The sequence below is a fragment of the uncultured Lentibacter sp. genome, assembly GCF_937123735.1.
Lineage (GTDB): Bacteria > Pseudomonadota > Alphaproteobacteria > Rhodobacterales > Rhodobacteraceae > Lentibacter.
The window spans coordinates 46086-72730 of sequence record NZ_CAKZKL010000007.1 but is presented as its reverse complement, the minus strand read 5'-3'; the positions used below and the strand labels follow the sequence as shown (position 1 = coordinate 72730).

The window sequence follows — 26645 nt, the reverse complement described above, 5'->3', positions numbered from 1 at the left end:
CTGATTTGCTTACCAAAAGGTTAAACAGCCCTTTGCAGCCGCTCTGAGCGGCTCCTGCCCCCTCACACGCTGCGGGCCTCGGCGAGCAGCTGGGCCAGAAAGCTGCGCATATAGGCGCTGCGCGCCTCGGCCAGCGCGCGCCCCTCTGGGGTTTGCATGGTCTGCGCCAGTTTGAACAACTTGGTATAAAGATGATCCAGCGCAAAACGGCTGTCATCGGGCGCACGGGTTTGCGCAGCGGGGTCATCCGGATCGTAAAGCGGACGGTTGAGCGCGCCGGAGACCAAGAACAGGCGCGCCAACCCGATGGCCCCAAGCGCATCGAGGCGGTCGGCGTCTTGAAGGATTTTGGCTTCCACGGTTTGGGGCGCCACATTGGCCGAAAAGCTGTGGGCCAGGATCGCATGTTTGAGCGCGGGGATCTTTTGCGCCGGCAGGCCGGCCTTGAGCGCCAAGGGGGCCGCGGCCTCGGCAGAGAGCCGCGAGGCGCTGGCCCGATCGGGCGCATCTTTGGGCAGGCTCACCAGATCGTGCAGGACGGCCGCAGCGCGCAGAAGCTCCATGTCGGGCGCGGGGGTGCTTTCGCGTGCGAGGGCCTCGCAATTGGCCCAGACCCGCCGGATATGGGCGAGGTCGTGCGCGCTGTCTGGGGCGCAATCCGGGGCGCTGTGTGAGCCTTGGTTGGGCGCGGCCTGCCAAGCGCTCAGAAGCTGGGTTTCATAGGGGCAGCTCATCGCAACCGCAGGCTTGGCGCTTTGGCAAGCGGCAGCGGGCCGAGCTTGATGTAACCGCCGGAAAACCCCAGCGGAACATCGAGCGTTGCGCTGTTGCCAGACAGGCCCGCGAGCAGGGAGAGCGCGCTTTCGGCCTGTGTCGCAAGGCTTTCTGGCAGCACCCCGGCCGCTTGGGCCAGGCTGAGGATGTCACGCCAGTTGCGCGCTTTGAGGGTGAGCGTGCCGGTGGGGGTGCCTGTGCTGTCAACCGTGAGCTTGCCGGCGGCCGCGAGCTTGAGCGGGCCCCATTCGGCTTCGGCCAGATGCAGGGTGATTTCGGTGGGCTGGGGGCGGTTGTCTTGCAGGGCGCTCAGATCCCAGGCTTTGGTGAAGCGCAGCGTTGCATCGGCGCGAAAGGCCGAGAGGGTTTCGGGCAGCTCACCTGACAGCGCGCGCGGCAGCGGCGGCGCGAGGTCGTTGGCGTTGAAGGCGGCGCGATATTCTGTGTCGCCTTCGCGGGTCAGGGCCAGTTGCAGCCCGGAGAGGCGGGTGCGCTGGCCGTTCTGCGGTGTGAGGGTGAGCGCGCCTGCGGCGAGATTGGCGCGCGCAAGCGCCAGTGCCGGGCCGGGCTCCATCACAAGCGAGGCGCGCATGGCCTCGCTGTTGAGCGAGAGCCGGCTGTGGGGGCTGGCAAGGGTTTGCCAAGCGGGGAAGGCGGCAATGATATGGTTGGGCTGATAGCTTAGGGTGAAGATTTGCAGGAAAGGGGCCGACCAGGCCAGTCCGGTGGCCGGATCGGCCAGCGCGGGCTCGGTAAGCTCGGTGTCAAAGCGGTTGGGAAAGCCTGACACGCTCAGGGCGCGATAGTCGGCTTGCCAGCCCTCGTTCTGGCGGGCTTCAAACCAGTTTTCAAAGCCGGCTTTCACACCGGCGGCCCCGACCACCCAGTAGCCTGACCAGAGCGTTGCCGCCACGAGGATGACAAAGAGCAGTTTTTTCACGCGCGCACCCTTTTCCAGAGGTTGGTGATGGTGTTTATGGGCAATGCTGTCATGGGGGACAAGAGCAATGACGATGTGGGTATTCGGGTATGGGTCGCTGATCTGGAACCCGGGGTTTGAGGTTTCGCAGATGCGGGTGGCCACTTTGGAGGGCTATGCGCGCAGTTTTTGTATGCGCTCTATCCATCATCGGGGCAGTGAGGCGGCCCCCGGGCTCGTGTTGGCCTTGGATGAGGTGGCCGGGGCGCGCTGCGATGGTGTTGGCTTTGCTGTGCCCGAGGGGCAGGAGGCTGCTGTGCTGGCCTATTTGCGCGCGCGCGAGCTTGTGTCCTCGGCCTATCTTGAGCGGGTGTTGCCGATTGCTTTGGCCGACGGGCGGGTTGTGGAGGCTGTGACCTATGTGATTGACGCGGCGCATGTGCAATATTGCGGCGGTCTGGACCTGCAAGAGCAGGCGCAGATCATCGCCCGGGCCGAGGGTGGGCGCGGGCCAAACAGCGAGTATCTGTTCAACACGGCGGCGCATTTGCACCAGTTGGGCATTTCGGACCCGGAGCTGGATGCGCTGGTGGGCCGTGTGAAGCTGCTGCTGTGAGCGGTGGCATTTTCCTTGGCTTGAGAGGCAGATGGACCTATGATTGGACAATCGAAAGACGCGTCAGGAGCGGGCAAGATGGCGCATAGGGACCGTGAGGGCGAGCTGTATTTTTCACAACCCATAAGGCCGATTGTATTGATGCTGCTGGCGTTGGGCTTGGCGGGGTTTGTGACCTTGCTGGCCTTGCCACGGGTTTTGCCTGTCTTTGAGGCCAACCCCTATCTCAACGGGTTTATTGTGTTTGTCTTCGGGTTGGGGGTTTTGGCGACCTTCTGGCAGATTTTCCAGATGGTGCGTTCGGTGCGCTGGATCGAGGCTTTTGCCGCCGATGTGGCCGAGCGGCAGGGGGTGCGCCCGCCCTCCTTGCTCACGCCTTTGGCCAATCTGCTCAGCACCCGCGCGCAGGGCCGCCAGATCAGCGCTGGCTCGGCGCGCTCTATTCTGGACTCGGTGTCCCAGCGGATTGACGAAGAGCGCGAGATCACCCGTTATATTGTGAGCTTGCTGATTTTTCTCGGGCTTTTGGGCACATTCTATGGGCTTGCCACCACCGTGCCGGCGCTTGTGGACACCATTCGTGGGCTCGCGCCCGCCGAGGGGGAGAGCGGCGTTGAGGTGTTTTCGCGGCTGATGAGCGGGCTGGACAGCCAGCTTTCGGGGATGGGCGTGGCCTTTGCCTCTTCGCTGCTGGGCCTTGCGGGCTCGCTTGTTGTGGGCTTGCTTGAGCTGTTTGCGGGCCATGCGCAAAACCGCTTTTACCGCGAGCTGGAAGAGTGGCTCAGCTCGATCACCCGGCTGGGCTTTTCGAGCGGCGAGGGCGAAGAAGGCGGTCAGGTGGCCGTTCTGGACGGTGTTCTGGAGCATATGGCGCGGCAGATGGAAGATTTGCAGCAGATGTTTACTGACAGCGATGTGAGCCGGGCGATTGTCGATCAGAAGCTCGGCAGCCTCGTGGACTCGGTTGAGCGGCTGACATTCCGGCTGGGGGATCAGAACCCGACCGTGAGCGCGCTGATGCGTGTGGCCGAGGGGCAAGAAGCGCTGATCGAGACGCTGCAACAGCGCGAGGGCAGCAGCACCGAGGCGGGGATTGACGCGGAAAGCCGGATGCGGTTGCGCTCGATTGATGTGCAGATGCTGCGGGTTCTGGAGGAGATCAGCGCCGGGCGCCAGGAGATGATGGCCGAGCTGCGCCAGGATATTTCCGCGCTGGCGCAGGTCTTGCGCCTGCCTGCGCCCGAGCGGGCCGCCCCGCAACCCCAAGCGCCACAAGCGCCGCAGCAGCCTGAACATCCAGACCAGCCACAGCCAGCACAGCCAGCACAGTCGCCTGAGGTGCTGCGCGCGCGGCGGCCCGAGGACGGGAGCTAGGCCATGGCGCTTTCCCGCCGCACAGGGCAGCGCTTTCAGGCCGCGATCTGGCCCGGGTTTGTCGATGCGATGACGGGGCTTTTGCTTGTTCTGATGTTTGTGCTGACCATTTTCATGGTGGTGCAATTTGTCTTGCGTGAAACCATCACCGGGCAGGAAAACGAACTCAACCAGCTCAACTCCGAAATTGCCAAGCTGGCGCAGGCGCTGGGGCTTGAGCAGCGCAAGAGCACAGGGCTTGAGGCGCGGGTGGCCGAGCTGGGCACAACGCTCGACGCCGCGCGCAGCCGCGCGGGCGCGCAAGCGGCGCTGATTGCCAGCCTGCGGGCCGATGTGGCTGCGCAGGATGCGGCCTTGAGCGCGGCAGAGGCGCGGATTGCCGTGCTGCGCAGCGAGGCGCTCACGCAAGAGGAGGCCCTGAGTGCGGCGCGGGCTGAGATCACCGGCTTTGAGGCGCAGGTGGCGAGCCTTCTGGCCGAGCGCGACCGCGCAGAAAGCGAGGCTGCGGCCTTGCGGGCGCAAACGGCGGATTTGAGCACGCAGAAAGCGGCTTTGGAGGCGGTGATTGCCGCTGCCGAAGCCGAGGTGGCCGCGCAGGATGCGGCGCTTGACCGCGTCAAGACCCAACTGAGCGCAGAAGAGGCGGCCCGCGCGCTGGAGGTGGCCGCCGCAGAGGCTTTGCGTGCAAAGCTTGCGACGGCTGACACCGAGCTGACCGCGATGACCCTGGCGCTGGAGGCGGCGCGCCGGGATGCAGAAGAGACACTCACGCTTTTGGCGGCCGCGGAGGCGTCACAGCAGGCGCTTGGCGAGCGAATTGCAGCGATGGTGCTGGAGGCTGAAGCCGATGCTGCGGCGCAGGCCGAGATGAGCGCGGATTTGCGGGCGCGGCTGGCGCAGGCTCTGGCCGAAAAGCTTGCGCTTGAGGGGGCGCTCGGGGAGACGCTGAGCGAGACAGAGGCGCGGGCTGTGCTTTTGGCGCAGGCCAATGCCGCGCTTGCGCAGGAAGAGGCGCGTTCGGCCGAGGCGCTGCGTGCGCAGGCCCTGCTCAACCAGCAGGTGGCGGCGCTGCGCGCGCAGCTGGGCAGCCTTCAGGCGATTATTGACGACTACAAGGAGCGCGACGCGGCGAGCGAGATCCAGCTCACCAATCTGGGGCAGGACCTGAACGCCGCCTTGGCGCGCGCCGCCGCCGAAGAGCGCAAGCGGCGCGAGCTGGAAGAGGCCGAGCGCGCGCGGCTGGAGGCGGAGAAGCAGAACCTTGAGCGCTACCGCAGCGAATTTTTCGGGCGTTTGCGCGATGTGATCGGCGCGCAGGAGGGTGTGCGGATTGTCGGGGACAGGTTTGTGTTCTCCTCCGAGGTGCTGTTTGCGCAGGGGCAGGCCAGCCTGAGCCGCGCAGGGCAGGGCGAGCTGGCCAAGATTGCCGAGATCCTGCGCAATGTGGCCGGGGAAATTCCGAGCGAGCTGGACTGGGTGATCCGTGTGGACGGGCACACCGACAATGTGCCGCTTTCAGGCACCGGCGAATTTGCCGACAACTGGGAGTTGAGCCAGGCGCGGGCGCTCTCTGTGGTGCGCCATATGGTGAGCGCGCTGGGCATCCCGCCGGAGCGGCTGAGCGCCAACGGTTTTGGGCAGTATCAGCCCATAGCGACCGGCAACTCGGCTGAGGCGCGCGCGCAGAACCGGCGCATCGAGCTGAAGCTGACCGAGAAGTGAGCCAGTGGTGCAGCTGCGCTGCTCAGGTTTGATTGCGTTCAGGCCACGCAGGCCGGTGCTGCCCCAAACCCTGACTATGTGGGGGCCAGCCCCCACGCCCCCGGGATATTTCTAGCAATAAGAAAGAGCGGGTTGTTTTTGTGTTTGGGGCGGGGCAGCTTGGCGGCAGATATTTTGGGAGGGTGGTATGCCTGCTTTGAAACCGACAGAGTTTAGCGCTGTGATCAAATGGATTGGCCGTGTGGAAGACCGCGCGGCGGGGCTGCGCTCGGCTGCGCTTGAGCGGGCCATGCTGACATTTGCGGGGCTTGAGGGCGAGGCCCATGGCGGGCTGACGCGGCCCGCGTGCAGCCGTGTGAGCACGCAATATGAGCGCGGCACCGAGATTGCCAATGTGCGCCAGCTTTCGGTGCTGTCTGTTGAGGAGATGGCGGCGATTGCCGCCGAGATGCGGCTTGAGACGCTTCAGCCGGAGCATTTGGGGGCTTCGCTGGTGATTGAAGGGATTCCCGATTTTACCCATGTGCCGCCGTCTTCACGGTTGCAGGCGCCCTCGGGGGCTGTGCTTGTGATTGATATGGAGAACCGCCCCTGCATTTACCCTGCCAAGGAGGTTGAGGCCGAGCATGAAGGTTATGGCCGCGCCTTCAAGCCGGCGGCAAGGGGGCGGCGGGGTGTGACCGCCTGGGTGGAGCATGGCGGGGAGATTGCGCTGGGCGATGAGCTTGTGCTGCATGTGCCGGACCAGCCGGTTTGGCCGCATCTGGACCGCGCAAGGGCCACATGAGTTTCCGATAGGCGACGCGGGCTGCGACATCCCGCCGCTCTGAGCTTGGGAAATGTCGGATTCCGCGCGCCGCGGCGCGGGCGGGGCCGATAGAAGGGCGTTAAGAGAAGCCGGATGGAAAAGGGACTCCGCTATGAGCTACAAGTCAGACATTGAAATTGCCCGCGCGGCCAAGAAGCGCCCGATTATGGAGATCGGCGAGACGCTCGGGATTGCGGCGGAGCATCTGCTGCCTTACGGCCACGACAAGGCCAAGGTGAGCCAGGCGTTTATCAACTCGGTGCAGGAGAAGAAGACCGGCAAGCTTATTCTTGTGACGGCGATCAACCCGACGCCTGCGGGCGAGGGCAAGACCACGACGACTGTGGGGCTTGGCGACGGGCTCAATGCGATTGGCAAGAAGGCCATGGTTTGTATCCGCGAGGCGAGCCTTGGGCCGAACTTTGGCATGAAGGGCGGGGCCGCGGGCGGCGGTTATGCGCAGGTTGTGCCGATGGAGGATATGAACCTGCATTTCACCGGCGATTTTCATGCGATTACGTCAGCGCATTCGCTGTTGAGCGCGATGCTGGACAACCACATTTATTGGGGCAATGAGGCGGGTATTGACACGCGCCGTGTCACATGGCGCCGGGTGGTGGATATGAACGACCGCTCCTTGCGCCAGATCACCTCGTCGCTGGGTGGCGTCTCCAACGGCTTTGCGCGCGAAGACGGGTTTGACATCACCGTGGCTTCCGAGGTGATGGCGATCCTCTGTCTGGCCAATGACTTGAAGGACCTTGAGGCGCGTTTGGGCAATATGATCGTGGCTTATCGCCGCGACCGCAGCCCTGTGTTTGCCCGCGATATCAAGGCCGAAGGCGCGATGACTGTCTTGCTCAAGGATGCCATGCAGCCAAACCTTGTGCAGACGCTGGAAAACAACCCGGCCTTTGTGCATGGCGGGCCATTTGCCAATATTGCGCATGGCTGTAACTCGGTGATTGCAACCAAGACGGCGTTGAAGCTGGCGGATTATGTTGTGACCGAGGCGGGCTTTGGCGCTGACTTGGGCGCGGAAAAATTCATGAACATCAAGTGCCGCAAAGCCGGGCTTGCGCCTGACTGTGTGGTGCTTGTGGCCACTGTGCGCGCGATGAAGATGAACGGCGGCGTGGCGAAAGCCGATCTGGGCGGCGAGAATGTGGCCGCTGTGGAGAAGGGCTGCGCCAACCTTGGCCGCCATATTGGCAACCTCAAGAGCTTTGGTGTGCCGGTTGTCGTGGCGATCAACCATTTTGTCACCGACACCGAGGCCGAGGTGCAGGCTGTGAAAGACTATGTGAAGAGCCAGGGCTCGGAAGCGATTGTCAGCCAGCACTGGGAGTTCGGCTCCAAGGGCAGTGCGGAGCTGGCCAAGAAAGTGGCGGAAGTGGCCGACAGTGGCGCGAGCCAGTTTGCCCCGCTGTATCCGGACGCCATGCCGCTCTTTGAGAAGATCGAGCGGATTGCCAAGGGGATTTATCGTGCGGACGAGGTGATTGCGGATAAGAAGATCCGGGACCAGCTCAAGCTCTGGGAAGAGCAGGGCTATGGCGACCTGCCTGTCTGTATGGCCAAGACGCAGTATAGCTTCTCGACCGATCCGAACCTGCGCGGCGCGCCGACGGGGCACTCTGTGCCGGTGCGCGAAGTGCGCCTGAGCGCGGGGGCGGGTTTCATTGTGGTGGTCTGTGGTGAGATTATGACCATGCCGGGCTTGCCACGGGTGCCTGCAGCGGAGACAATCCGCCTGAATGACGCGGGCGAGATTGAAGGTTTGTTCTGAGGCCAAAAAAGGGGTGCGCAGTGAATGCGCACCCTACGGGATGCGGTTGTAAGGGGTGCGCTGTGAATGTGTATCCGAGGGGTTAGGGCTGTAGGGTGTGCGCTTTGCGCGCACCGAAACTGTAAAGAAAAGAGGGCGGCATGAGCGCGACGATTATTGACGGGAAGGCCTTTGCGGGCAAAGTGCGCGAGAAGGTGGCGGGGCATGTGAGCCGCCTGAAAGACGGGCACGGCATCACGCCGGGTTTGGCTGTTGTGCTGGTGGGCGAAGACCCTGCGAGCCAGGTCTATGTGCGCTCCAAAGGCAAGATGACCGTTGAAGTCGGGATGAAATCTGTCGAGCACAAGCTGGATGTGGAGACCTCCGAGGCGGATTTGCTGGCGCTGATTGCGCGGCTCAACGCGGACCCAGACATTCACGGTATTCTCGTGCAGCTGCCTTTGCCCAAGCATTTGAACGAAGACCTTGTGATCAACTCGATTGACCCGGCCAAGGATGTGGACGGGTTTCATATCTCCAACGTCGGCCTGCTTGGCACGGGGCAGAAGAGCATGGTGCCTTGCACACCGCTGGGCTGCCTGATGATGCTGCGCGACCATCACGGCTCTTTGAGCGGGATGGATGCGGTTGTCATCGGACGGTCAAACATCGTCGGCAAGCCCATGGCGCAGCTTTTGCTCGGCGACAGCTGCACGGTGACGATTGCACATAGCCGCACGAAAGACTTGGCCGATGTGGTGCGCCGTGCGGATATTGTTGTGGCCGCTGTCGGGCGGCCCGAGATGGTGCCGGGCGATTGGATCAAGCCGGGGGCGACGGTGATTGATGTGGGCATCAACCGCATCGAGCGCGACGGCAAGACCAAGCTTGTTGGCGATGTGGACTTTGCAAGCTGCGCCGCCGTGGCCGGGGCGATCACCCCTGTGCCGGGCGGTGTGGGGCCGATGACCATTGCCTGCTTGCTGGCCAATACGGTGACAGCGGCGTGCCGTGCCAACGGGTTGGCCGAGCCGGAGGGTCTGACCGCGTGAGACAGCGGCCCGGCGGGCGCAGGCGGTTTAGCAGACGATCTTTTCGTCTTTGACAAACATATTGGCCCAGGCGCGGTCGATCAGCTCGGGGGACATCTTGTAGGGGATGCCCTCGAAATCACAGATGGCGCGCATCTGATCAATCAGAAAGCCCGGCTGGTAATTGGCGTAGACGTTGCCAATCGTCGGGTATTTGACCTTGAGCAGGTGCAGCAAGGCGGCTTCGTTGAGTTCCATTTTCTTGGCGCGTGCAACCATGGCGAAGATCTTGAGGAAATTTTCCTGATCGGGGCCGTCGATCTTGATTTTGAAGAAGATCCGGCGCAGGGCGGCCTGATCGAAAATCTCGTTGGGGTGAAAGTTGGTGGAAAAAATCACCAGCGTGTCAAAGGGCACCTCGAATTTCTCGCCCGATTGCAGCGCGAGGATGTCCTTGCCCTCTTCGAGCGGAACGATCCAGCGGTTGATCAGCGCTTGAGGCGATTCCTTCTGGCGGCCCAAATCGTCGACGATGAAGATACCGCCGGTGGATTTGAGCTGGAGTGGTGCCTGATAGGTGCGCGCTGTGGGGTTGTAGACCAGATCGAGCATATCAAGCGAGAGCTCGCCGCCGGTGATCACTGTGGGGCGGTCGCATTTGACATAGCGGGTGTCAAAGCTCACCCGCCGGCGCAGGGCGTTTGGGTCTTCGGCCTCTTCAGGGGCGGCGGTGTGCACGATCGGATCATAGACGGTGATCACCTGGCCGGCATATTCTATGGCGCGCGGCACAAAGACCTTATCGCCCATGGCATCGCGGATGCCGTTGGAGATGGAGGATTTGCCGTTGCCGGGGGGGCCATACATCAGGATGGAGCGCCCCGCAGAAACGGCCGGGCCAAGGTGGTTGAGCAGATCCTCGGGGAGGATGAGATGGCCCATGGCCCCGGTAAGCTGCGCGCGCGTGACCTGGATGTTGCGGATCGACTGGCGCTTGATCTGGGCGCGATAGACATCGAGCGGAACCGGCATGGCCCCGAAGTATTCAGACTGCGACAGCGCATCCAGCGTGCGCGATTTGCCGGCCTCGGTGAGCTGGTAGCCCATTTCGTTGCCCGACCCGGCGTTGAGTGTTCCGGTGGCCTCCAACAGTTTGTTTTCGCGCGCAAGGTCGACCAGCTCCTGGGTCACCTGGCGGGGCAGGCAGAGGGCGCTGGCCAGGGCGCTCACCTCGGTGATGTTCTTGCGAAACATGGTTTTGAGGGCAATATCGCGCATCATCACCACCGGAAGTTGCATTTCCGTCAGGGTTTTGGGCGGCGGTGGCGCCATGATGGCGGTGGGTTGGAGTGTCATGCGGGCCTCAAATCTGCATAGGGGTAGGGGAGCCCTTGGGTGGGGGCCGTTGTGTGCAGATTGGCAGAACAAAGTGCAGAAAATATGGAAAGATTGTGGTGATCGGGCCTTGGGGCGCGGTTTTTGCGCCTATTGGCCCAGGACCGTGCCCAGAGCCAGATAGAGTGCGAGCGTGCCGCCGAGGCTGAAACCCATGGGAAATTCGGGACTGGCGGCCCAGCTTTTCCACTCGGGCGCGAGGTGGCGCAGGGGGCTGTGTTTGGCGAGGCGGTGGGTGAGCAACGCGGCGGCCAGATTGGCGGCATAGAGCGCCAGAAGCAGGCGGATGTCGCCCAGGGCGATAAAGGGCGCAGCGGCGGCGGCGAATTTGGCATCCCCTGCGCCGATCGCGCCGAGTGCGTTGAGCAGCACCCCGGCGAGCAGCACCACGAGCAGCTGGAGCAGCCGCCAAAGATAGGCCTCAAGCGGCAACACCCAGAGACCGAGCAGCAAGAACACCGCCACGAGCGCAAGCACGGCCTTGTTGGGAATTTTCATCGCCCGCAGATCGCTCCAGGCCACCCAGAGGCAGATGGGCAGCACAAAGGGCAGGAAGAGCCAGGCCGCCTGTGCAGAGAGGGCCATCACGGGGCTCAGTTGCTGACGGAGCTGTCAAGGGCGCGCAGGGCCCGCACGGCGGCTTCAAAATGCTGTGGATGGGTGCTGATGGCCTCGCGCAAGAGCCCCTTGCCTGTCTCGACATCGCCTTGCTTGATGGCCGAGAGCCCGAGGGTGTGCAAAAGCTGCGCGCGCTCCACCTGTGTCATGGGCAGCACCGGGAGATTGTAATCGCGCTGGGCGCCCCGCGCGAGCACCATGTTGTTCTTGGCGGTGAAAAGCGAGTTGTCCTGGCGGATGGCATCGGCGAAGAGGCGCTCTGCATCCTTGTAGTCGCCGCGGGTCAGCTTGGAGTAACCCCAGTTGTTGAGCACCCCGGCGGGGCGGGTGGTGAGGCCGACGGCGGTTTCGTAAAAGCTGTCAGACTTCTGCCATTGCTTGTTGCTGTCGGCCACCATGGCCTCCAGGCGGTAGCGCTTGAAGGTTTCAAAGGTGGGCGGCACGCTGTTGAGGGTTTTCTCGGCTTCTGCCCAATCGCCGGCGCGGATGAGGGCATCGGCATAGTCGACGCGGTCTTCGTTGCTGGCCTCTGGCGTCTGGAGCAGGCGGGCATAGACGGGCACCGCCTCGCTGGCGCGTTTGGCGCGGATCAGGGACTGGCCAAGGCCGCGCAAGAGATCAGGGCGCTCAGGGGCATCGGCCACGGCCCGCTTGAAATAATTGACCGCTTCATTGGGGTCGGCCACAGTGAGCATGATGTCGTTGAGATTGCTCTCGTCGACGACATTCACATCCTGAAAGGCGCGGTCGACATCTTGGTTTGAGGGGGTCTGGCAGCCGGCCAGAGCAACCATGCCCAGAAAGCATAGGGGAATAAACTTGTGATGGCGCATATGCCTGCGTCCTCTTACTGCCACAACTCGTTATGGTATCGATCTTATGAGGAAGTCGCTGCTTCCGCGCCGAACCAACTTATATATCTGCTCTTCTTGCTGGCCAGCATAGTCTGAATTGTCGGTTTTGGCGAGCGCTAAGCGCAAATTATCGCGAATTGAGTCACTTTTGCCATCATCCAGCGCGAAAGCGCGCTGAAAAATCTGGGCCGCCTCGGCATATTGGCCGCGCTCCATCAGAACCACCCCGAGGTTGTTCCAGGCTTCGGGCACGGCTTCGTCGGTCTCGATCGCGCGGCGCAGGAGCTTTTCGGCCTGGCCAAGCCGCCCCAGCCCGATATTGGCCGAGCCCAGAGCCGACAGCACATCAACGCTCAGCCCCTGCTGACCGGCGGCCCTCGTGAAGGCTTGCAAGGCCAGCTCATATTCGCCCGCGGCCATCAGACGGTGGCCCACCAGCAAGCCATCGACCGCCGCCGCCCCGGCCTTGCGACCGGGGGCATAGGGGCTGTCCTTGGCGGCGCCCAGCCCGCTGGGCGCACAGGCCGCAAGCGACAGAACAAGGGGGGATGCCAGCAACAGCCCGAAGCGGCGATTAATCATAAAGACCCTACAAATTGCCCAATTGCGTGATGCCATGCACCGAAGGCCCGATCAGGATGATCAGCAACGGCGGCACCGTCAGCATCATTGTGGCAAGTGTCATCTTGGTTGGCAACTTATTCGCGGCCTCTTCGGCGCGCATCACCCGTTTGTCGCGCATTTCGGCGGAATAGACCCGCAGCGCATCGGAAATAGGTGTGCCAAAAGACTGGCTCTGGTTCATCACTGTCACGAAGCTGGAAATATCCTGCGATCCGCAGCGCTCGGACATATCGTTGAGCACTGTGGACTTGTCCTTGCCGGCTTTCATTTCATGAGAGACGATTTCAAGCTCATCGGCCAGATCCGGGCAGGAGGGGCGCACTTCCTTGGACACGCGCACGATAGATTGCTCCATGGATTGCCCCGCTTCCACACAGACCAGCAGCATGTCGAGCGCATCGGGAAAGCCGTTGGTGAGGTTTTCCTGGCGTTTGCCCATGCGTTTGGTGACCCAATATTTGGGGAACATATAGCCAAACGCCCCCGGCCCCAGAATATAGAGAACCGTCTGCTGGGTGGTTGTCTGGTCGTTTTGGACAAACAGCACAAAATAGGAGACTCCGAGCACAAGGCAGCCAATACCAAGCGCAAACTGGGCGAAGTGGAAATAGCGCACAGCATCGCGGCCGCGATAGCCGGCCTGCATCAGTTTGAGCTTCATGCCGGCCAGCTCGGCCTCGTCTTGCGGCTCCAGAAAGGTGGCGTAGCGCTCGAGCTTTTCGTTGTGTTGCGATGCACGCAGGGCCTGTTTGACCTCACGCGCGTTGGACGGCAGGCGCGTGTCCTGCTTGAGCCGTTCCAGCGGATCGCGCTTTTGGGAAATCATCAAGGAGAGGGCCACCAACACAAGGATCAGCCCGAGCACACCCAGAGCGATCAGCGGGCCGAAGGGCCCGAGGGCCTCTGTGAGAGCGGTGAGAAGTGGGTCCATCGGCTGGCTCCTTAGACCTTGATATCTGTGAGGATCCGCATCACCACGAGATTGAGGGTGAGGAAGACGGCCACAAAGATACAGGCGGGAATGAAATAGGGGTGGTCGAGAACTTCGTCGTAATAGTCAGGTTTGCCCACATTGATCACGATCAGCGCCACGACGGGAAAGGAGGACAGGAACTTGCCCGACCATTGCGCCTCGGCGGTGATGGCTTTGACGCGGCGAAACAGCCGGAAGCGCGCCCGGATCACCTGTGCAAGCCCTGCGAGAATTTCGGCGAGGTTGCCGCCGGACTGCTGCTGGATGGTGACGGCGACGGCAAGAAAGCGCAGGTCTTGCAGGCCGATCCGCTCGGCCATATCCTTGAGCGCATCGCCCACATCGCGCCCATAGGCGCATTCGTCGGCGATAATGCCAAATTCCGAGGCCAGCGGATCTTTGATTTCTTTGGAGACAATTTGCACGGCAGAGGCAAAGGGATGCCCCACCCGCAGGGAGCGCACCATCAGCTCGACCGCGTCTGGAAGCTGCTCCTCGATCATGGAGATGCGCTTCTTGGCTTTTGAATTGACCCAGAAATACACCCCGCCAATGCCCATCATCGGGGCCAGGGCGGCGCGCACCGCCAAAGCGGACTCGGTTGCGAAGGTCAGGCCCAAAAACGCCAGAACACTGACGCCGGCGATGATCAGGATGAGCTGGCCGGGGGAGAAGGCCAGCGCCGCCTTCTGGGCCTTGGTGGCCAGGATGGAATAAAGCGGGATGCCCATGGAGCGGCCATGCTGGTTCATCTCCTTGCGCAGCTTGTCCATCACATCAGAGCGTTTGCTGCCTTTCTGGAGCAGCTCGAGGCGACGGTTGACGCGGCTGTTGAGCGAGATGGAGCGGCCAAACAGGGTCAGATAGAGCCCTTCCACGAGCACAAGCACGCCGACAAAGATCAGGCCGTAGATGATCGGTTCTGCACTGATGGCCATGGGGCTACTCCGCTGCGACAGGTTCAAAGAGGGACGTGGGCAGATCATAGCCCCAGAGGCGGAAGCGCTCGGAGAAATGGCTGCGCACGCCGGTGGCTGTGAAGTGACCGATGATCTTGTTGTCCGGGGTCAGCCCGACGCGCTGGAAGCGGAAGATTTCCTGCATCGAGATGACATCGCCTTCCATGCCGGTGATCTCGGTGATCGAGGTCATGCGGCGCGAGCCGTCTTGCAGGCGCGAGGCCTGCACCAGCAGGTTGACGGCCGAAGAAATCTGGCTGCGCACCGCTTTGAGCGGCATTTCGATTCCGGCCATGGCGACCATGTTTTCAAGGCGTGAGATCCCATCACGCGGGTTGTTGGCGTGGATGGTGGTCATGGAGCCGTCGTGGCCGGTGTTCATGGCCTGGAGCATGTCGATCACCTCCTCGCCACGGGTTTCGCCGACGATGATCCGGTCCGGGCGCATCCGCAGGGCGTTTTTCAGACAGTCGCGGGGGGAAACCTCGCCCTTGCCTTCCACATTGGGGGGGCGGCTTTCCATGCGGCCCACATGGGTCTGCTGGAGTTGGAGTTCGGCGGTGTCTTCGATGGTGAGGATGCGCTCGTCATCGGCGATGAAGCTGGACAGCGCGTTGAGAGTGGTGGTTTTGCCCGAGCCTGTCCCGCCCGAAACGATCACGTTGAGACGGGTGGAGACGGCGGCCTGAAGGTAGGCGGCCATCTCCTCGGAGAAGGCGCCAAAGGCCACCAGATCGTCAATGCCGAGCTTGTCTTTCTTGAATTTCCGGATGGAGACAAGGCTGCCATCAACCGCAATCGGCGGCACCATGGCGTTGAAGCGCGAGCCGTCTTGCAAACGGGCGTCAACATAGGGGTTGCTTTCATCCACACGGCGGCCCACGGCGGAGACGATCTTGTCGATGATCCGCATCAGGTGTTTTTCGTCTTTGAAGGTCACATTGGTGAGCTGGAGCTTGCCGGCGCGTTCCACAAAAATCTGCTTGGGACCGTTGACGAGAATATCGTTGACCGTTTCGTCTTGCAGCAGGGTTTCGAGCGGGCCAAGCCCTTTGACCTCATCAAACAGCTCCTTGTTGAGCGTGCTGCGGTCATCGCGGTTGAGCACCACGTTTTTCTGGCTCAAAACCTCATCGGTGATGGCGTTGATTTCGGCGCGCAGATCGCTTTCCGTGGCGTTCTCCAGCGCGGCCAGATTGAGGCTGTCCAACAGCTCGCGGTGCAGCTCAAGTTTGAGTTCTCCGATCCGCTCGCGGCGTTTGGCTTCCTTGTCCATCGGCGCGGCGGTTGCGGGCTGGGCCTTGGTGGGGCGACGCAGGCTCACCGGTTTGGGCGGCTCTGCGGGCGCGGCCTGTGCAGGCGGGTGCGCGGGCGCAGCGGCGGGGGCTGCGCCTTTTGGGGGCAGCGTGGTCACCTTGGGGGTGGCGGTGGTGTTTTTCTTGTAGCGGGAAAACATCTGCTGTCTCTTTCCTAAGCGGCTTCGGCGCGGGTCTGGCCCAGAGCGTGCAGCTCGGCAGCCAGTTTGGAGATTTCCTTGCGCAGCGGGTTCTTGGCGGCGGCGCTGGCCAGCGGCAGCCCGTGATCAGCGCCCTGGGTGACGGCCTTGCCGCCATCTGACAGGATCACCTCGATTTTGATGTCAAGGCTCTCGGCCATGCGCTTGATACGCGCCTTGCCGTTGAGATCGGTGAAGCGCGGACCGCGGTTGAGCACATACCGCAGCTGGGCGCTGGGCAGCTCCTCGGCTTGCAGCGCGCGCAAGAAGCGCAGCGTATTTTGCGCCGAGCGCATATCAAGTTCGAGCGGCGCGAAATAGACGGCCGCCTTGCGCAGGACTGTTTCGCTCCATTGCACCAGGGTTTTGGGCATATCCACGATCACATAGTCAAACTGGGTGCTGGCCATCTCAAGCAGCCGTTCGACATCGGTGGGCGAAATCAGATCAAGCGGCACCATATCGGCGGGCGCGGTGAAAACGCTGAGTTTTTCCTCATAACTCACAAGGGCCGCATGAAACATTTCGGCGTCCATGCTCTCCGTATCGGACCAAAGCTCAAAAACCGGCTCAAGGCGCGGCAGATCAAGCGCTGTGGCGACCGAGCCAAACTGCAAATCAAGGTCAATGAGGCAGACCTTGGGCGGCGCTTTCTTGTCGAGTGTGGCCAGCTCGAAAGCCAGGTTCACGGCCAATGTGGTGGCGCCTGTGCCGCCGGCGAGGCCATGCACCGCGAGCACGACACCATCTTTGCGCCCCACGGGCACAGGGGCGGGGGCTGCGCTGGGCTCCTGGCCCGGCGCGGGGGTGTTGAGGCGGGCGATTGCGGCCTCCAGCTCGCCTTCGGGCAGCGGATAGGGCAGAAATTCATCGGCTCCGTCGCGCAAAAGCTGGTGCAGCGCCACCGGGGTCACATCTTCGGCGATCACGATGACCTTGATATTTTTTTGCTTGGCGGCTTTGACGATCTCGCTGAGAAAGACGACCTTCTCCTCGTCTTGGCTGTCAAGCGCCAGCGCAACAAACTCCAGCGTGCGCGCCTCGGGCTGCTCAAAGAAATGGCGGGCCTCGCCAAAGCCGATATCGCCCCAGGCCTCGCCGAGAATATGCTCCATATCTTCGATCAGCAGATCAAATTCTTGCACATCACGGCTCACCGTGCAGGCCCTGAGCGGGGCGAGCTCCTGTGCGGGGGAATTTGAACGTGTCATGGCCTTTTCCTCATTTTTGAGCAAAGAGGGCTGGCATTTTGCCGTTTTGGCCCCCATAGCCCTGTGGCCCTGCTTGCAACAAGACTCACAACTGCTTTTCAGAGACTGTCGCGTGAGACTGGGGCAGAATTGGGGCCAAAAATCCGCTTTTCTGCGAATTTCACTGGTTTTTCAGGAAAAATCTGTGCGCCCATGGCGTGTCAGAGCCGGCGTGAAACCCGCTGGAAAAGCCCTTTGCAGGCTGTCCCGGCGGGTTTGGCGAGGGGTTAATTGTCGGTTGCGAGCTCTGAGCCGGCAATGCCGGAGGTGCCAATTGCGGCCTCTGCGGAGCTGGCATAATCGCGGAAGATGATCTGGGCGTATTTCCCATCCAGAACCGAAGGATGGCTGCGCAGGAAGCCTGAGACCTCGGTGACAGCGCGCCGGTTGCGCCGCTCGCGGGCCTCTGTGGCCACCAGCGGCTGGGTTTCGCCCAGCGAGGACACGGCCTCCAGCCGGTTGCGGCTGATCCCCTGGCTGCTCAGGAAGGCCACCACCGCATGGGCGCGGCGCAGGCCCAGAGCCTTGTTGTAGGCGTTGGTGCCGGGGGCATCGGCATGACCAAAGACCCGGAAGGTGATTTCCGGGAACTGGCGGATCCAATTGGCCTGCTCACGCAGGGCATCGCGCGCGCCGGCATCCAGCGCTGCGGAGTTGAAGCTGAAATGCACTGTCGTGATCACTTCGGCGGCAAAGCGGTTGGCCAGATCAATGGCATATGATTTTTCACCGGACATGATCTGGGTGTTGTTGCGCGTGGCGTTGCCAAAATCGGCACCGCGCAGCAGAAGGCCGGCCTCGCTTTCAAAGCGCATCATATCAGGGCTGCTGGCGCAGGCTGTGAGGGCTGTGCAGGCCAGAAACATGGTGAAACTCTTGCGCGCGTTCTTCATACTCGTAAACCTCACCATACTCTTACTCCATCACATACCCATAAGAGCCGTTGAAGTCTTGTTTGGCAACCTCGTCGACAACGCCGCCCTGCTCTTGGCCCGTGGCCGCAACGCGGCCGTGCAAGAACAGGTCTTTCTCGGAGGGTGGGCGCACCCGGTCGGTGGGCAGGGCCAGAGCCTCGCCCCGTGTCGGGGTGACAAGATGGGCGGTGATGATGATCACCAGCTCAGATTGGGAGCGCTGGTAGTCGGCGCTGCGAAACAGCGCGCCCAGCACCGGCAGATCACCCAGCCAAGGCACCTGACCTGCGGTGTCGATGAAATCATCTTGCAGCAGCCCGGCGATGGCGAAGCTTTCGCCATCCCGCAGCTCGACCGTTGTTTTGGTTTCGCGGCGTTTGAACGCGTCGATGGAGAAGTTGTTGAAGGTCACCCCGTTGGTGGGGTCCAGCGAGGAGACAGCCGCCTCCAGCTCAAGATTGATCAGATCGCCATCCACGACCCGGGGGATGAAATTGAGCTCCACGCCGAAGGGTTTGTAATCCACCGATACGGTGCCCCCCTCTTGGGATACGGGAATGGGGTATTCTCCACCGGCGAGAAACTTGGCTTCCTGGCCGGAAAGCGCGGTGAGGTTGGGCTCGGCCAATGTGCGCACAACCCCTTTTGTTTCAAGGGCTTCGAGCAGAACGCCGACCTCGACAGAGCCGGCGTTGAAGCCAAAGAGCAAGGCGGCGTTGTTGTCATTGACAGCCGGCACGGCGCCGCCGAGCGTTGAGGTGATGGCGCCGGAATTGTTGGTGCTGTTGGTGCCGCCATTGAGGCCGAGGTTGCCGCTCGCGGCAGACCCGTTGAGCGCCAGCGAGGCGCTGAGCGACTTTGACACCGAGCGCTGCATTTCGGCAAAGCGCACCTTGAGCATGACCTGCTGGATGCCGCCGACAACCATCAGGTTGGAGACCCGCTCGGGCGCGTAGCGCTCGGCCAGATCGAGGGCGCGTTGCAAACGGGCCGTCGAGGAGACGGTGCCGGACAGCAAGATCCCATCATTGGCGGTGCGCACTTCGATTTTCTCGCCCGGCAAGACCTGGCGCAGGCGCTCTTTAAATTCGGAAATATCGGCCGCGACGCGCACATCAACATTGGTGATCAGGCGGCCATTGGCGTCAAGGATTGTCAGGGTTGTGAGGCCCGGCGATTTGCCCAGCACATAAATGGTGCGGTCAGACAGCGAAGAGATATCTGCAATCGCGGGGTTTGCGATTGAAAGTTCTGCAAAGGGTTGTTCGCTTTCGACCACCACGGCGCGGTTCATCGGCACGTCAAGGGTGCTGGATGTGCCACGTTTGACAACGCGCAGCGACTCGGAAATAGCCGTGTGGGGAACGGACGACAACGCCAACGCAAGACATGCGGCGGCGGCCTTGAAGGATTTGCTCAACATCATTGTGACCTGCCTCTCTGATCACATTACCATTACGGGCTTTTCGCCCTTTATTGCCGTGACAATGCGTCAGATTGAATTTTATTGCAAGAATCAAAGGTTTCGCAGCGGCTGTTTGTGTTGATAAGCTGCAACAGATTGCCCCTGGGCCGCCACAGAGGGCCGGGCCGCCACAAAAAACAGGGCCGCGCAAAAGCGCAGCCCGGTGGCTTTGTGGGCGCTCAGCGCTCAATTGGTGCAGGGGATCTCGATTTCCACCACTTCGGCGCCGCGGCGGGTGCGGATTTTGCAGACCTCCTCGGGGGCGGCTTCGACCGGTGCTTGCACTTTGACAATGCCAAGCAGGCTGTTCTGGTCCACTTCAATGGCTTCGCTGATATGGGTGTCGCCTGAGCCGACAAGCGAGAGCGAAAGCTGGCCTGTGGATTGGGCCTGGGCCAGCGCGGCCACCTGTTGGGGCGAGGCCGAGACTGTGACGGTGCGGGCGATCCCGGAACTTTCGACCTCTTCATTTGCGGATTGGTCAATGGCAATCAGGGGCAGGCTGGACTGGATCAGCTTGGTGACATCCGTGCTCTCGCCCTGGCTCTTGATATTGCCGGTCCAATAGACATCAACCTTATGGCCGGGCCGCAAGAAACCGGATACGCCCGAGGACACATTGACCTCGATTGTAAAGGCGCGCTCGCCCGGTTTGAGCAAGGAGGTGAGCCCGGCGGCCTCGCCCGGTTTGGTCAGCTTGACCTCTAGGATGGCCTCGCCGGCCTCGATGGAGCGCAGCACAGAGCGGGGCTTGTCAAAGCCCTCGGGAAAAAGCTCTTCGGGGACCGTATACACCCCCTCGGGCAAAGAGGCGACGGGCCAGTGCACCAGGCGCACATCTTCTGCGGCGAGCTGCTCGCCGTAGGTGACCGATTTGCGGGACACGAAAATCTCGACGGTTTCTATGGAGCCGCCCTTGGAGCGTTCTTCTGCGAGCGCATGTTGGTAGCCTTCGATATAGCCCTTGGCCAGATAAACGGCAAAGCCGGCAAGACCGAGGCCAATGACAAGAACCAATCCGAAAACGGCGCGCATGATATGTTCCTCAAACTTTGTTCTGGCGCAGGTGCAAGCGCTGCGCATCAAAAGCCTTAATAAGCGGTGAATATGGCGAGATCATGGTGGTGGCGGGGCATTCGCGTGAAAGGGGGCCTGTGGCCCTGTGCCCCACGGGCTGCCAAAAGCCCTTGGGCAGATCAGAAGTCGCGCGGGCCAGTGGCGCCAAGATAGCTCTCGGTGCCATCGGCAAGGTCAAGGGTGCCACTGCGCAAATAGCCGTAACCGGCGGCCAGAAGCCCGACCACAGCGGCGCTCAGAACCACCCAGTCTACTGTGACAGCCCCCGCATCTTTTCTGGCAAATGCCCTGACATTTCCCCCAATCGTCTCTCGGAAACGCTTGTGGAAAATTTTTCGAAAATGAATGGAGAATTTCATGAAATCTCTTCGCAGCTGGGGGCTGAAACAAAAAAAGGGCCGCCCCCGGGGTGGGGGAGCGGCCCTGATCGGTGTGGTGGTTCTTAGCGGAAGCCGCCCGGTGTGCGGGTGTCCATATAGGTGTTTGTGCGCGATGTGAGATCCATGGCGCCTGTGCGGATTGACCCGTAGGCAGCAACGGCAAGGCCAACAACCGCAGCTGTCAGAACAACCCAGTCCACCGTGACGGCGCCAGATTCGTCCTGGCTGAAATGTTTGAAAAATTTGATCATAGTGTATCCCTCCAAAGGATCATTAGGTTTGATGTCACCGCTCCAGTGTTTCGATGGGCTGTCTCTCTCTTCAGCGCATCACCGTCTCGGGATGTGCAAATATAGCCAGCGGAAAAAGGCAGGAATTGGGCGCGAATTGAGCATTTTTTGTTCTTTTGCCTTTAACCCCTGTCGCCTGACTTAAGTGGTTGAATTGCGTGAAATTTTTATTAAATTTTTTTACATAGGGCCGGGTGCCGGGGCCGGATTGGGCGTTGCTTTGGCCTGATTTGGGCCGCAAGCGCTTCAAGGCTGGCCCATTTTTACCGGGTCTGCGATAGTCAGCGCAGTTGAACAGGCAGAGCAGGCCGCACCATGCGCGCGCTATTTATGATGAGTCTTGTGGCGGTGTTTTGGGCTGCCGAGCTTGCGGCAGAAGCCACAGGCCGCGGGACAGGCTCTGCCTTCAAGAGTGTGACGCCGCCCAAAGCGGGCACCAAGAAACGCATCACCATCCAGATTGCGCCGCAGGATATGGCGCGCCAGCGTGGAGAGACCCCGCCGCCAACACCTCAGGGGCCTGAGCCGCAACAAGAGCCGGCTGCCTATGGCTGGTTTTGGCAGGACATTTCACCAGAGCTTGCCGCCAGTGGCCCCGGACGGCTTGGCCCGGCGCTTTTGCGGCTGGGCAATGGCCCGCCGGGGGGGGCGGTGCAAAGCCCGCGTCTGGACAGTTTGCAACAGATCGTGGCGGCGCGGGGCGTGGATATTTTGCGCGCCACGGTGGGCACGGCGGTGTCTCCGGCGCTGGTTCTGGCGGTGATTGCGGTGGAATCTGGCGGTAAAGTCGAGGCCCAGAGCGCGGCGGGCGCGCAGGGGTTGATGCAGCTCATGCCGGCCACGGCGGCGCGTTTTGGGGTGCAGGATGTTTTTGATCCGGCCCAGAATATTGCCGGCGGTGTGGCCTATCTTGATTTTCTGATGAAACGCTTTGAGGGCGACCCCATTTTGGCGCTGGCGGGCTATAATGCGGGGGAAAACGCGGTGCTGCGCGCAGCGGGTGTGCCGCCCTATGCCGAGACCCGGGCCTATGTGCCCAAGGTTCTGGCCGCGTTCAAGACGGCCCGGGGCCTGTGCCTCACGCCGCCCGAACTGGCCAGTGATGGCTGTGTCTTCCGGTTTCAATAGGGTCAGGCCTGCGCCATAAGGCGCTGGTATGAAATTGAAATGAAAAAGCGGGCCTCCCACAGGAAAGGCCCGCTGAAAAGCTGTGATTGCTTTGGCTCAGACCAGGGTGGCCTGGGTTGCGGCGCGCATCTCTTCTTCGGTGACACCCTCGGCCAGCTCGACAATCTTGAGCCCGCCGTCGACCACATCGAGCACCCCGAGGTTGGAGATGATACGATCCACGACGCCCTTGCCTGTGAGCGGCAGGGTGCATTCCTTGAGCACTTTGCTCTCGCCGTGCTTGTTGGTGTGATCCATGACCACAACCACGCGGCCAACACCTGCCACAAGGTCCATCGCGCCGCCCATCCCTTTGACAAGCTTGCCGGGGATCATCCAGTTGGCCAGATCGCCGTTTTCGGCAACTTCCATTGCGCCAAGGATGGCCATGGCGATCTTGCCGCCGCGGATCATGCCGAAGCTTGTGGCGCTGTCAAAATAGGAGGTGTGGGGCAGCTCTGTGATGGTCTGCTTGCCCGCGTTGATCAGATCGGCGTCTTCCTCGCCCTCGATGGGGAAAGGGCCCATGCCGAGCATGCCGTTTTCTGATTGCAGCGTGACGGTCATCCCCTCGGGGATGTAGTTGCTGACCAGTGTCGGAATGCCGATGCCGAGGTTGACATACCAGCCGTCCTGAAGCTCTTGCGCGGCGCGTGCCGCCATTTGATTGCGATCCCAAGGCATATCAGGCGCTCCTTACTGTGCGTTGTTCAATGCGTTTTTCGTGCTCACCCTGAATGATGCGATGCACATAGATGCCGGGCAGGTGGATGTTGTCCGGATCAAGCTGGCCCGGCTCCACGATCTCTTCAACTTCCAGCACGCAGACCTTGCCACACATGGCGGCGGGCGGGTTGAAGTTGCGCGCAGTCTTGCGGAAGATGGCGTTGCCTGTCGTGTCGGCTTTCCACGCTTTGACCACGGCCAGATCGGCGAAGATGCCTTTTTCCATGATGTAGGTGTCTTCCTTGCCGTCCGGGCCGACGAAGTTTTTGTGCTCCTTGCCCTCGGCAATCACGGTTCCGACACCTGTTTTGGTGAAAAAGCCCGGAATGCCCGCGCCGCCGGCGCGCATACGCTCGGCCAGAGTGCCTTGCGGGTTGAACTCAAGCTCAAGCTCGCCGGAAAGATACTGGCGCATGAACTCGGCGTTTTCACCCACATAGGAGCTGATCATTTTCTTGACCTGCTTGGTTTGCAGCAAGATGCCAATGCCGAAATCATCCACGCCCGCGTTGTTGGAGGCGAAGGTGAGGTCTTTCGTGCCGGCCTCTTTGATGGCCTGCAAAAGCAGCTCGGGGATACCGCAAAGACCGAAGCCGCCGGAGGCGATGAACATGCCGTCAAAGAGAAGGCCGTCCAGCGCCTCGGAGGCTGATCCGTAGACTTTTTTCATGGGAAACTCCTGAAGTGAAAGCGTTGGCCGAGTTGTGGCGCGCGCGTGCTTCAGAGTCAATCGCGGCAGGGTTTCTACTTAGCCCCCTGCCGCGTCTGTCAGGCTTTCTTGGCCGCTGTTTTCTTGGGGGCGGCCTTTTTCTTAGCAGCAGGCTTTTTGGCAGCGGTTTTTTTGGGGGCGGCTTTTTTCTTGCCGCCCTTGGCGGCCTTGGCGTCGATCAGCTCCACGGCCTGCGCCATGGTCAGCTCCTCGGGCTGTGTGTCTTTGGGCAGGGTCGCGTTGACCTTCTCCCATTTGACATAGGGGCCATAGCGGCCTTCCATGACATTGACAGCGCCGCCATGCTCGGGATGCTCGCCCAGCTCCTTGAGCGGCTTGGCCGCCGCCGAGCGGCCACGGCCCGGGTTGGCGCGCTTTTCGGCCAGAAGCTCCACGGCACGGTTCATACCCAGCTCGAAGACATCATTGGGGTCTTTGAGGTTGGCATAGGTCGGTTTGGCGTCCTCGGGGAGCTGGTGCATCACATAGGGGCCGAAGCGGCCGAAATTGGTTGTGATCATCCCACCTTCCGGGTGTTCGCCGATCTGGCGGGGCAGGGAAAGAAGCGTGAGGGCCTTTTCAAGGTCCATCGCGTCTTTGTCCCAGCCTTTGGGCAGAGAGGCGCGGGGCGGTTTCTTGTTTTCGGGCGTGGGCTCACCGCGCTGAACATAGGGGCCAAAGCGGCCCGACTTGAGCCAGATCTCGTCCCCCGCATCCTCGCCGAGCACGCGCTCGTCGCCATCGGCGCCCTCACCCGCGATGGGGCGGGTGTAGGTGCATTCGGGGTAGTTGCCACAGCCGACAAAGCCGCCAGTGCGCGAGGATTTTAGGTGCAGCTGGCCGTTGCCGCATTTGGGGCAGATGCGTGGGTCAGTTCCGTCTTCGCGCGGCGGATAGAGCTGGGGTGCAAGCGCCTCATCGAGCACATCGAGCACCTCGGAGATGCGCAGCTCGCTGGTTTCGGCGATGGCGGCGGAGAAATCGCGCCAGAAGCGCGAGAGCACCGCCTTGTAATCGCGGTTGCCAGCAGAGACATCATCAAGCTCGTCTTCGAGGCTGGAAGTGAACTCATAGCCGACATATTTGCGGAAGAAATTCAGCAGAAAGATCGTGACAATGCGGCCTTTGTCTTCGGGGAAGAGGCGGTTCTGCTCTTTGCGGACATATTCACGGTCCTGGATCGTGGTGATGACAGAGGCGTAGGTCGAGGGGCGGCCGATCCCCAGCTCTTCCATGCGCTTCACCAGCGTGGCCTCGGTGTAGCGGGGGGGCGGCTGTGTAAAGTGCTGCTCCGGTGTCACCGATTTTTTCGCGGCAGGCTCGCCCTGAGAGATCTGCGGCAGGCGCTTGTCATCGTCATCCACAACCGCATCATCGCGGCCCTCTTCATAAACGGCCATGAAACCGTCAAACAAAACCACCTGACCAGTCGCGCGCAGGCCGACTTGGCCGTCTTGCGAGCCGATCTCGACGGTGGTGCGCTCCATACGGGCGCTTTCCATCTGGCAGGCCAGCGTGCGCTTCCAGATCAGATCATAGAGCTTGGCCTGGTCGGCGTCGCGCAGCCCGAGCGAAGCGGCATCGGCGGCAAGGTTTGTGGGGCGGATACATTCATGCGCCTCTTGGGCGTTTTTGGCCTTGTTCTTGTAGATGCGCGCTTCTTTGGGCACATAGTTTTCGCCAAAGCGCGCGGCGATGGCGCTGCGGGCCTCTGAAACCGCCTCGGGCGCCATGTCGATCCCGTCGGTTCGCATATAGGTGATGTGGCCCGCTTCATAGAGGCGCTGGGCGGTGCTCATGCAGGCGCGCGCGCCCATGCCGAACTTGCGGGAGGCCTCTTGCTGGAGCGTGGAGGTCATGAACGGTGCGGCAGGGTTGCGCGCGGCGGGCTTGGCCTCGACCGAGGTGATGGACAGCTCGCGGCTGGTGATTGCCTGCACGGCGAGCTCGGCCTGTGTTGCGTTCACGATGTCGAATTTTTCGAGCTTCTTGCCGGCGAGCACGGTGAGACGGGCCTCATAGGCCTGCCCGCGCGGTGTGCTGAGCATGGCCTTGACCGTCCAGTATTCCTGCGGGTTGAAGGCTTCGATCTCCATTTCGCGCTCGACAATGAGGCGCAGGCAGACCGACTGCACCCGCCCGGCAGAGCGCGCGCCGGGCAGTTTGCGCCAGAGCACGGGAGAGAGATTGAAGCCCACGAGATAATCAAGCGCGCGGCGGGCGAGGTATGCCTCCACCAGCGGCGCGTCGATTTCGCGGGGGTTTTGCATGGCCTCGGTGACGGCGGCCTTGGTGATGGCGTTGAAGACAACGCGGCTGACGGGGGTGTCTTTCTTGAGCGCCTTGCGCTTGCGCAACGCCTCTTCCAGATGCCAGCTGATTGCCTCTCCCTCGCGGTCGGGGTCGGTTGCAAGGATCAGATTGGGATCATCCTTGAGCGCGTCGGCGATGGCCTTGACGTGTTTGCGGCTGTCAACGCCGACCTCCCATGTCATCTCAAAGTCTTGGTCGGTGTTCACCGAGCCGTCTTTGGGAGGCAGGTCGCGCACATGGCCATAAGAGGCCAGCACGGTGTAATCGGAGCCCAGATATTTATTGATCGTTTTGGCCTTGGCCGGAGATTCGACAACAACAACGGGCATAAACTTCCTCTCAAATGTGCATCAGCAATGGCCGCGCAAAATGTGGCCAGAGGGGAGGGAATGTCAATGCGGTGATTGTGACTTGCACCTAAATT

General features: G+C 61.7%; 25 protein-coding genes. 7 read left to right on the top strand and 18 right to left on the bottom strand.

Annotation, left to right across the window (positions count from 1 at the left end):
* Positions 1-62 precede the first annotated feature (62 nt).
* On the bottom strand, positions 63-734 hold the full coding sequence (locus Q0478_RS01435) for an HD domain-containing protein (protein WP_298675402.1): 672 nt from the start codon (positions 732-734) through the stop codon (positions 63-65).
* Positions 731-1714: a DUF2125 domain-containing protein gene (locus Q0478_RS01430; protein ID WP_298675399.1), complete on the bottom strand. Its 984-nt coding sequence runs from the start codon at positions 1712-1714 to the stop codon at positions 731-733. The genes Q0478_RS01435 and Q0478_RS01430 overlap by 4 nt, the downstream gene beginning before the upstream one ends.
* Before the next feature lie 67 nt (positions 1715-1781).
* On the opposite strand from Q0478_RS01430, the gene Q0478_RS01425 reads away from it, so the two are divergent.
* The 6 genes from Q0478_RS01425 (at position 1782) to folD (ending at position 9033) form a co-directional block, all read left to right on the top strand.
* The gene (locus Q0478_RS01425) at positions 1782-2309 is read left to right on the top strand and encodes a gamma-glutamylcyclotransferase (RefSeq protein WP_298675396.1); all 528 of its coding nucleotides are present in this window, start codon (positions 1782-1784) and stop codon (positions 2307-2309) included.
* 78 nt (positions 2310-2387) lie between these two features.
* Positions 2388-3683 carry a biopolymer transporter ExbB gene (locus Q0478_RS01420; protein WP_298675394.1) on the top strand — a complete coding sequence of 432 codons (1296 nt, stop codon included), beginning with the start codon at positions 2388-2390 and terminating at the stop codon, positions 3681-3683.
* A 3-nt stretch (positions 3684-3686) separates the two neighbouring features.
* Complete coding sequence (locus tag Q0478_RS01415) at positions 3687-5405, top strand: peptidoglycan -binding protein (protein WP_298675391.1); 1719 nt, start codon at positions 3687-3689, stop codon at positions 5403-5405.
* Positions 5406-5592: 187 nt separating this feature from the next.
* On the top strand, positions 5593-6192 hold the full coding sequence (locus Q0478_RS01410; protein WP_298675388.1) for an MOSC domain-containing protein: 600 nt from the start codon (positions 5593-5595) through the stop codon (positions 6190-6192).
* A gap of 133 nt (positions 6193-6325) precedes the next feature.
* Entirely contained in the window at positions 6326-8002 is a 1677-nt protein-coding gene (locus Q0478_RS01405) for a formate--tetrahydrofolate ligase (RefSeq protein ID WP_298675386.1), read from the top strand.
* A 140-nt stretch (positions 8003-8142) separates the two neighbouring features.
* Positions 8143-9033, top strand: a complete 891-nt coding sequence (folD, locus tag Q0478_RS01400; protein ID WP_298675383.1) for a bifunctional methylenetetrahydrofolate dehydrogenase/methenyltetrahydrofolate cyclohydrolase FolD — start codon at positions 8143-8145, stop codon at positions 9031-9033.
* Positions 9034-9060: 27 nt separating this feature from the next.
* Here folD and Q0478_RS01395 read toward each other — a convergent pair whose 3' ends face one another.
* The 13 genes from Q0478_RS01395 to Q0478_RS01335 all read right to left on the bottom strand — a co-directional run bounded on the left by Q0478_RS01395 (position 9061) and on the right by Q0478_RS01335 (position 21267).
* Positions 9061-10368: an ATPase gene (locus Q0478_RS01395; RefSeq protein WP_298675380.1), complete on the bottom strand. Its 1308-nt coding sequence runs from the start codon at positions 10366-10368 to the stop codon at positions 9061-9063.
* 129 nt (positions 10369-10497) lie between these two features.
* Positions 10498-10992, bottom strand: coding sequence for a prepilin peptidase (locus Q0478_RS01390; protein WP_298675377.1), 495 nt, complete (start codon positions 10990-10992; stop codon positions 10498-10500).
* Between the two features lie 8 nt (positions 10993-11000).
* A complete protein-coding gene (locus Q0478_RS01385; RefSeq protein WP_298675374.1) occupies positions 11001-11858 on the bottom strand; it encodes a tetratricopeptide repeat protein in 858 nt (285 codons plus the stop codon).
* 30 nt (positions 11859-11888) lie between these two features.
* Positions 11889-12461, bottom strand: coding sequence for a tetratricopeptide repeat protein (locus Q0478_RS01380; protein WP_298675372.1), 573 nt, complete (start codon positions 12459-12461; stop codon positions 11889-11891).
* Positions 12462-12468: 7 nt separating this feature from the next.
* A complete protein-coding gene (locus Q0478_RS01375) occupies positions 12469-13434 on the bottom strand; it encodes a type II secretion system F family protein (RefSeq protein ID WP_298675369.1) in 966 nt (321 codons plus the stop codon).
* A gap of 11 nt (positions 13435-13445) precedes the next feature.
* Positions 13446-14414 (bottom strand): type II secretion system F family protein, encoded by a 969-nt coding sequence (locus tag Q0478_RS01370; RefSeq protein ID WP_298675366.1) that lies wholly within the window; start codon positions 14412-14414, stop codon positions 13446-13448.
* A gap of 4 nt (positions 14415-14418) precedes the next feature.
* Positions 14419-15891, bottom strand: a complete 1473-nt coding sequence (locus Q0478_RS01365) for a CpaF family protein (RefSeq protein WP_298675364.1) — start codon at positions 15889-15891, stop codon at positions 14419-14421.
* Between the two features lie 14 nt (positions 15892-15905).
* A complete protein-coding gene (locus Q0478_RS01360) occupies positions 15906-17141 on the bottom strand; it encodes an AAA family ATPase (RefSeq protein WP_298675362.1) in 1236 nt (411 codons plus the stop codon).
* Between the two features lie 266 nt (positions 17142-17407).
* Positions 17408-18046, bottom strand: coding sequence for an OmpA family protein (locus tag Q0478_RS01355; protein ID WP_298675589.1), 639 nt, complete (start codon positions 18044-18046; stop codon positions 17408-17410).
* A 49-nt stretch (positions 18047-18095) separates the two neighbouring features.
* The gene (locus tag Q0478_RS01350) at positions 18096-19520 is read right to left on the bottom strand and encodes a type II and III secretion system protein family protein (protein WP_298675360.1); all 1425 of its coding nucleotides are present in this window, start codon (positions 19518-19520) and stop codon (positions 18096-18098) included.
* 225 nt (positions 19521-19745) lie between these two features.
* Positions 19746-20594 carry a Flp pilus assembly protein CpaB gene (gene cpaB, locus Q0478_RS01345; protein ID WP_298675357.1) on the bottom strand — a complete coding sequence of 283 codons (849 nt, stop codon included), beginning with the start codon at positions 20592-20594 and terminating at the stop codon, positions 19746-19748.
* A gap of 161 nt (positions 20595-20755) precedes the next feature.
* Positions 20756-20995 carry a hypothetical protein gene (locus tag Q0478_RS01340; protein WP_298675354.1) on the bottom strand — a complete coding sequence of 80 codons (240 nt, stop codon included), beginning with the start codon at positions 20993-20995 and terminating at the stop codon, positions 20756-20758.
* 83 nt (positions 20996-21078) lie between these two features.
* Positions 21079-21267 (bottom strand): hypothetical protein, encoded by a 189-nt coding sequence (locus tag Q0478_RS01335; RefSeq protein ID WP_298675351.1) that lies wholly within the window; start codon positions 21265-21267, stop codon positions 21079-21081.
* A gap of 354 nt (positions 21268-21621) precedes the next feature.
* Between Q0478_RS01335 and Q0478_RS01330 the strand changes: the two genes are divergently transcribed.
* Entirely contained in the window at positions 21622-22434 is an 813-nt protein-coding gene (locus Q0478_RS01330) for a lytic transglycosylase domain-containing protein (RefSeq protein ID WP_298675348.1), read from the top strand.
* A 96-nt stretch (positions 22435-22530) separates the two neighbouring features.
* On the opposite strand, the gene Q0478_RS01325 is transcribed toward Q0478_RS01330, so the two are convergent.
* From Q0478_RS01325 to topA, 3 genes are all read right to left on the bottom strand, one after another.
* The gene (locus tag Q0478_RS01325; protein ID WP_298675346.1) at positions 22531-23157 is read right to left on the bottom strand and encodes a 3-oxoacid CoA-transferase subunit B; all 627 of its coding nucleotides are present in this window, start codon (positions 23155-23157) and stop codon (positions 22531-22533) included.
* Between the two features lies 1 nt (position 23158).
* A complete protein-coding gene (locus Q0478_RS01320; protein ID WP_298675343.1) occupies positions 23159-23869 on the bottom strand; it encodes a CoA transferase subunit A in 711 nt (236 codons plus the stop codon).
* 98 nt (positions 23870-23967) lie between these two features.
* Entirely contained in the window at positions 23968-26550 is a 2583-nt protein-coding gene (topA, locus tag Q0478_RS01315; RefSeq protein ID WP_298675341.1) for a type I DNA topoisomerase, read from the bottom strand.
* Positions 26551-26645: the final 95 nt, after the last annotated feature.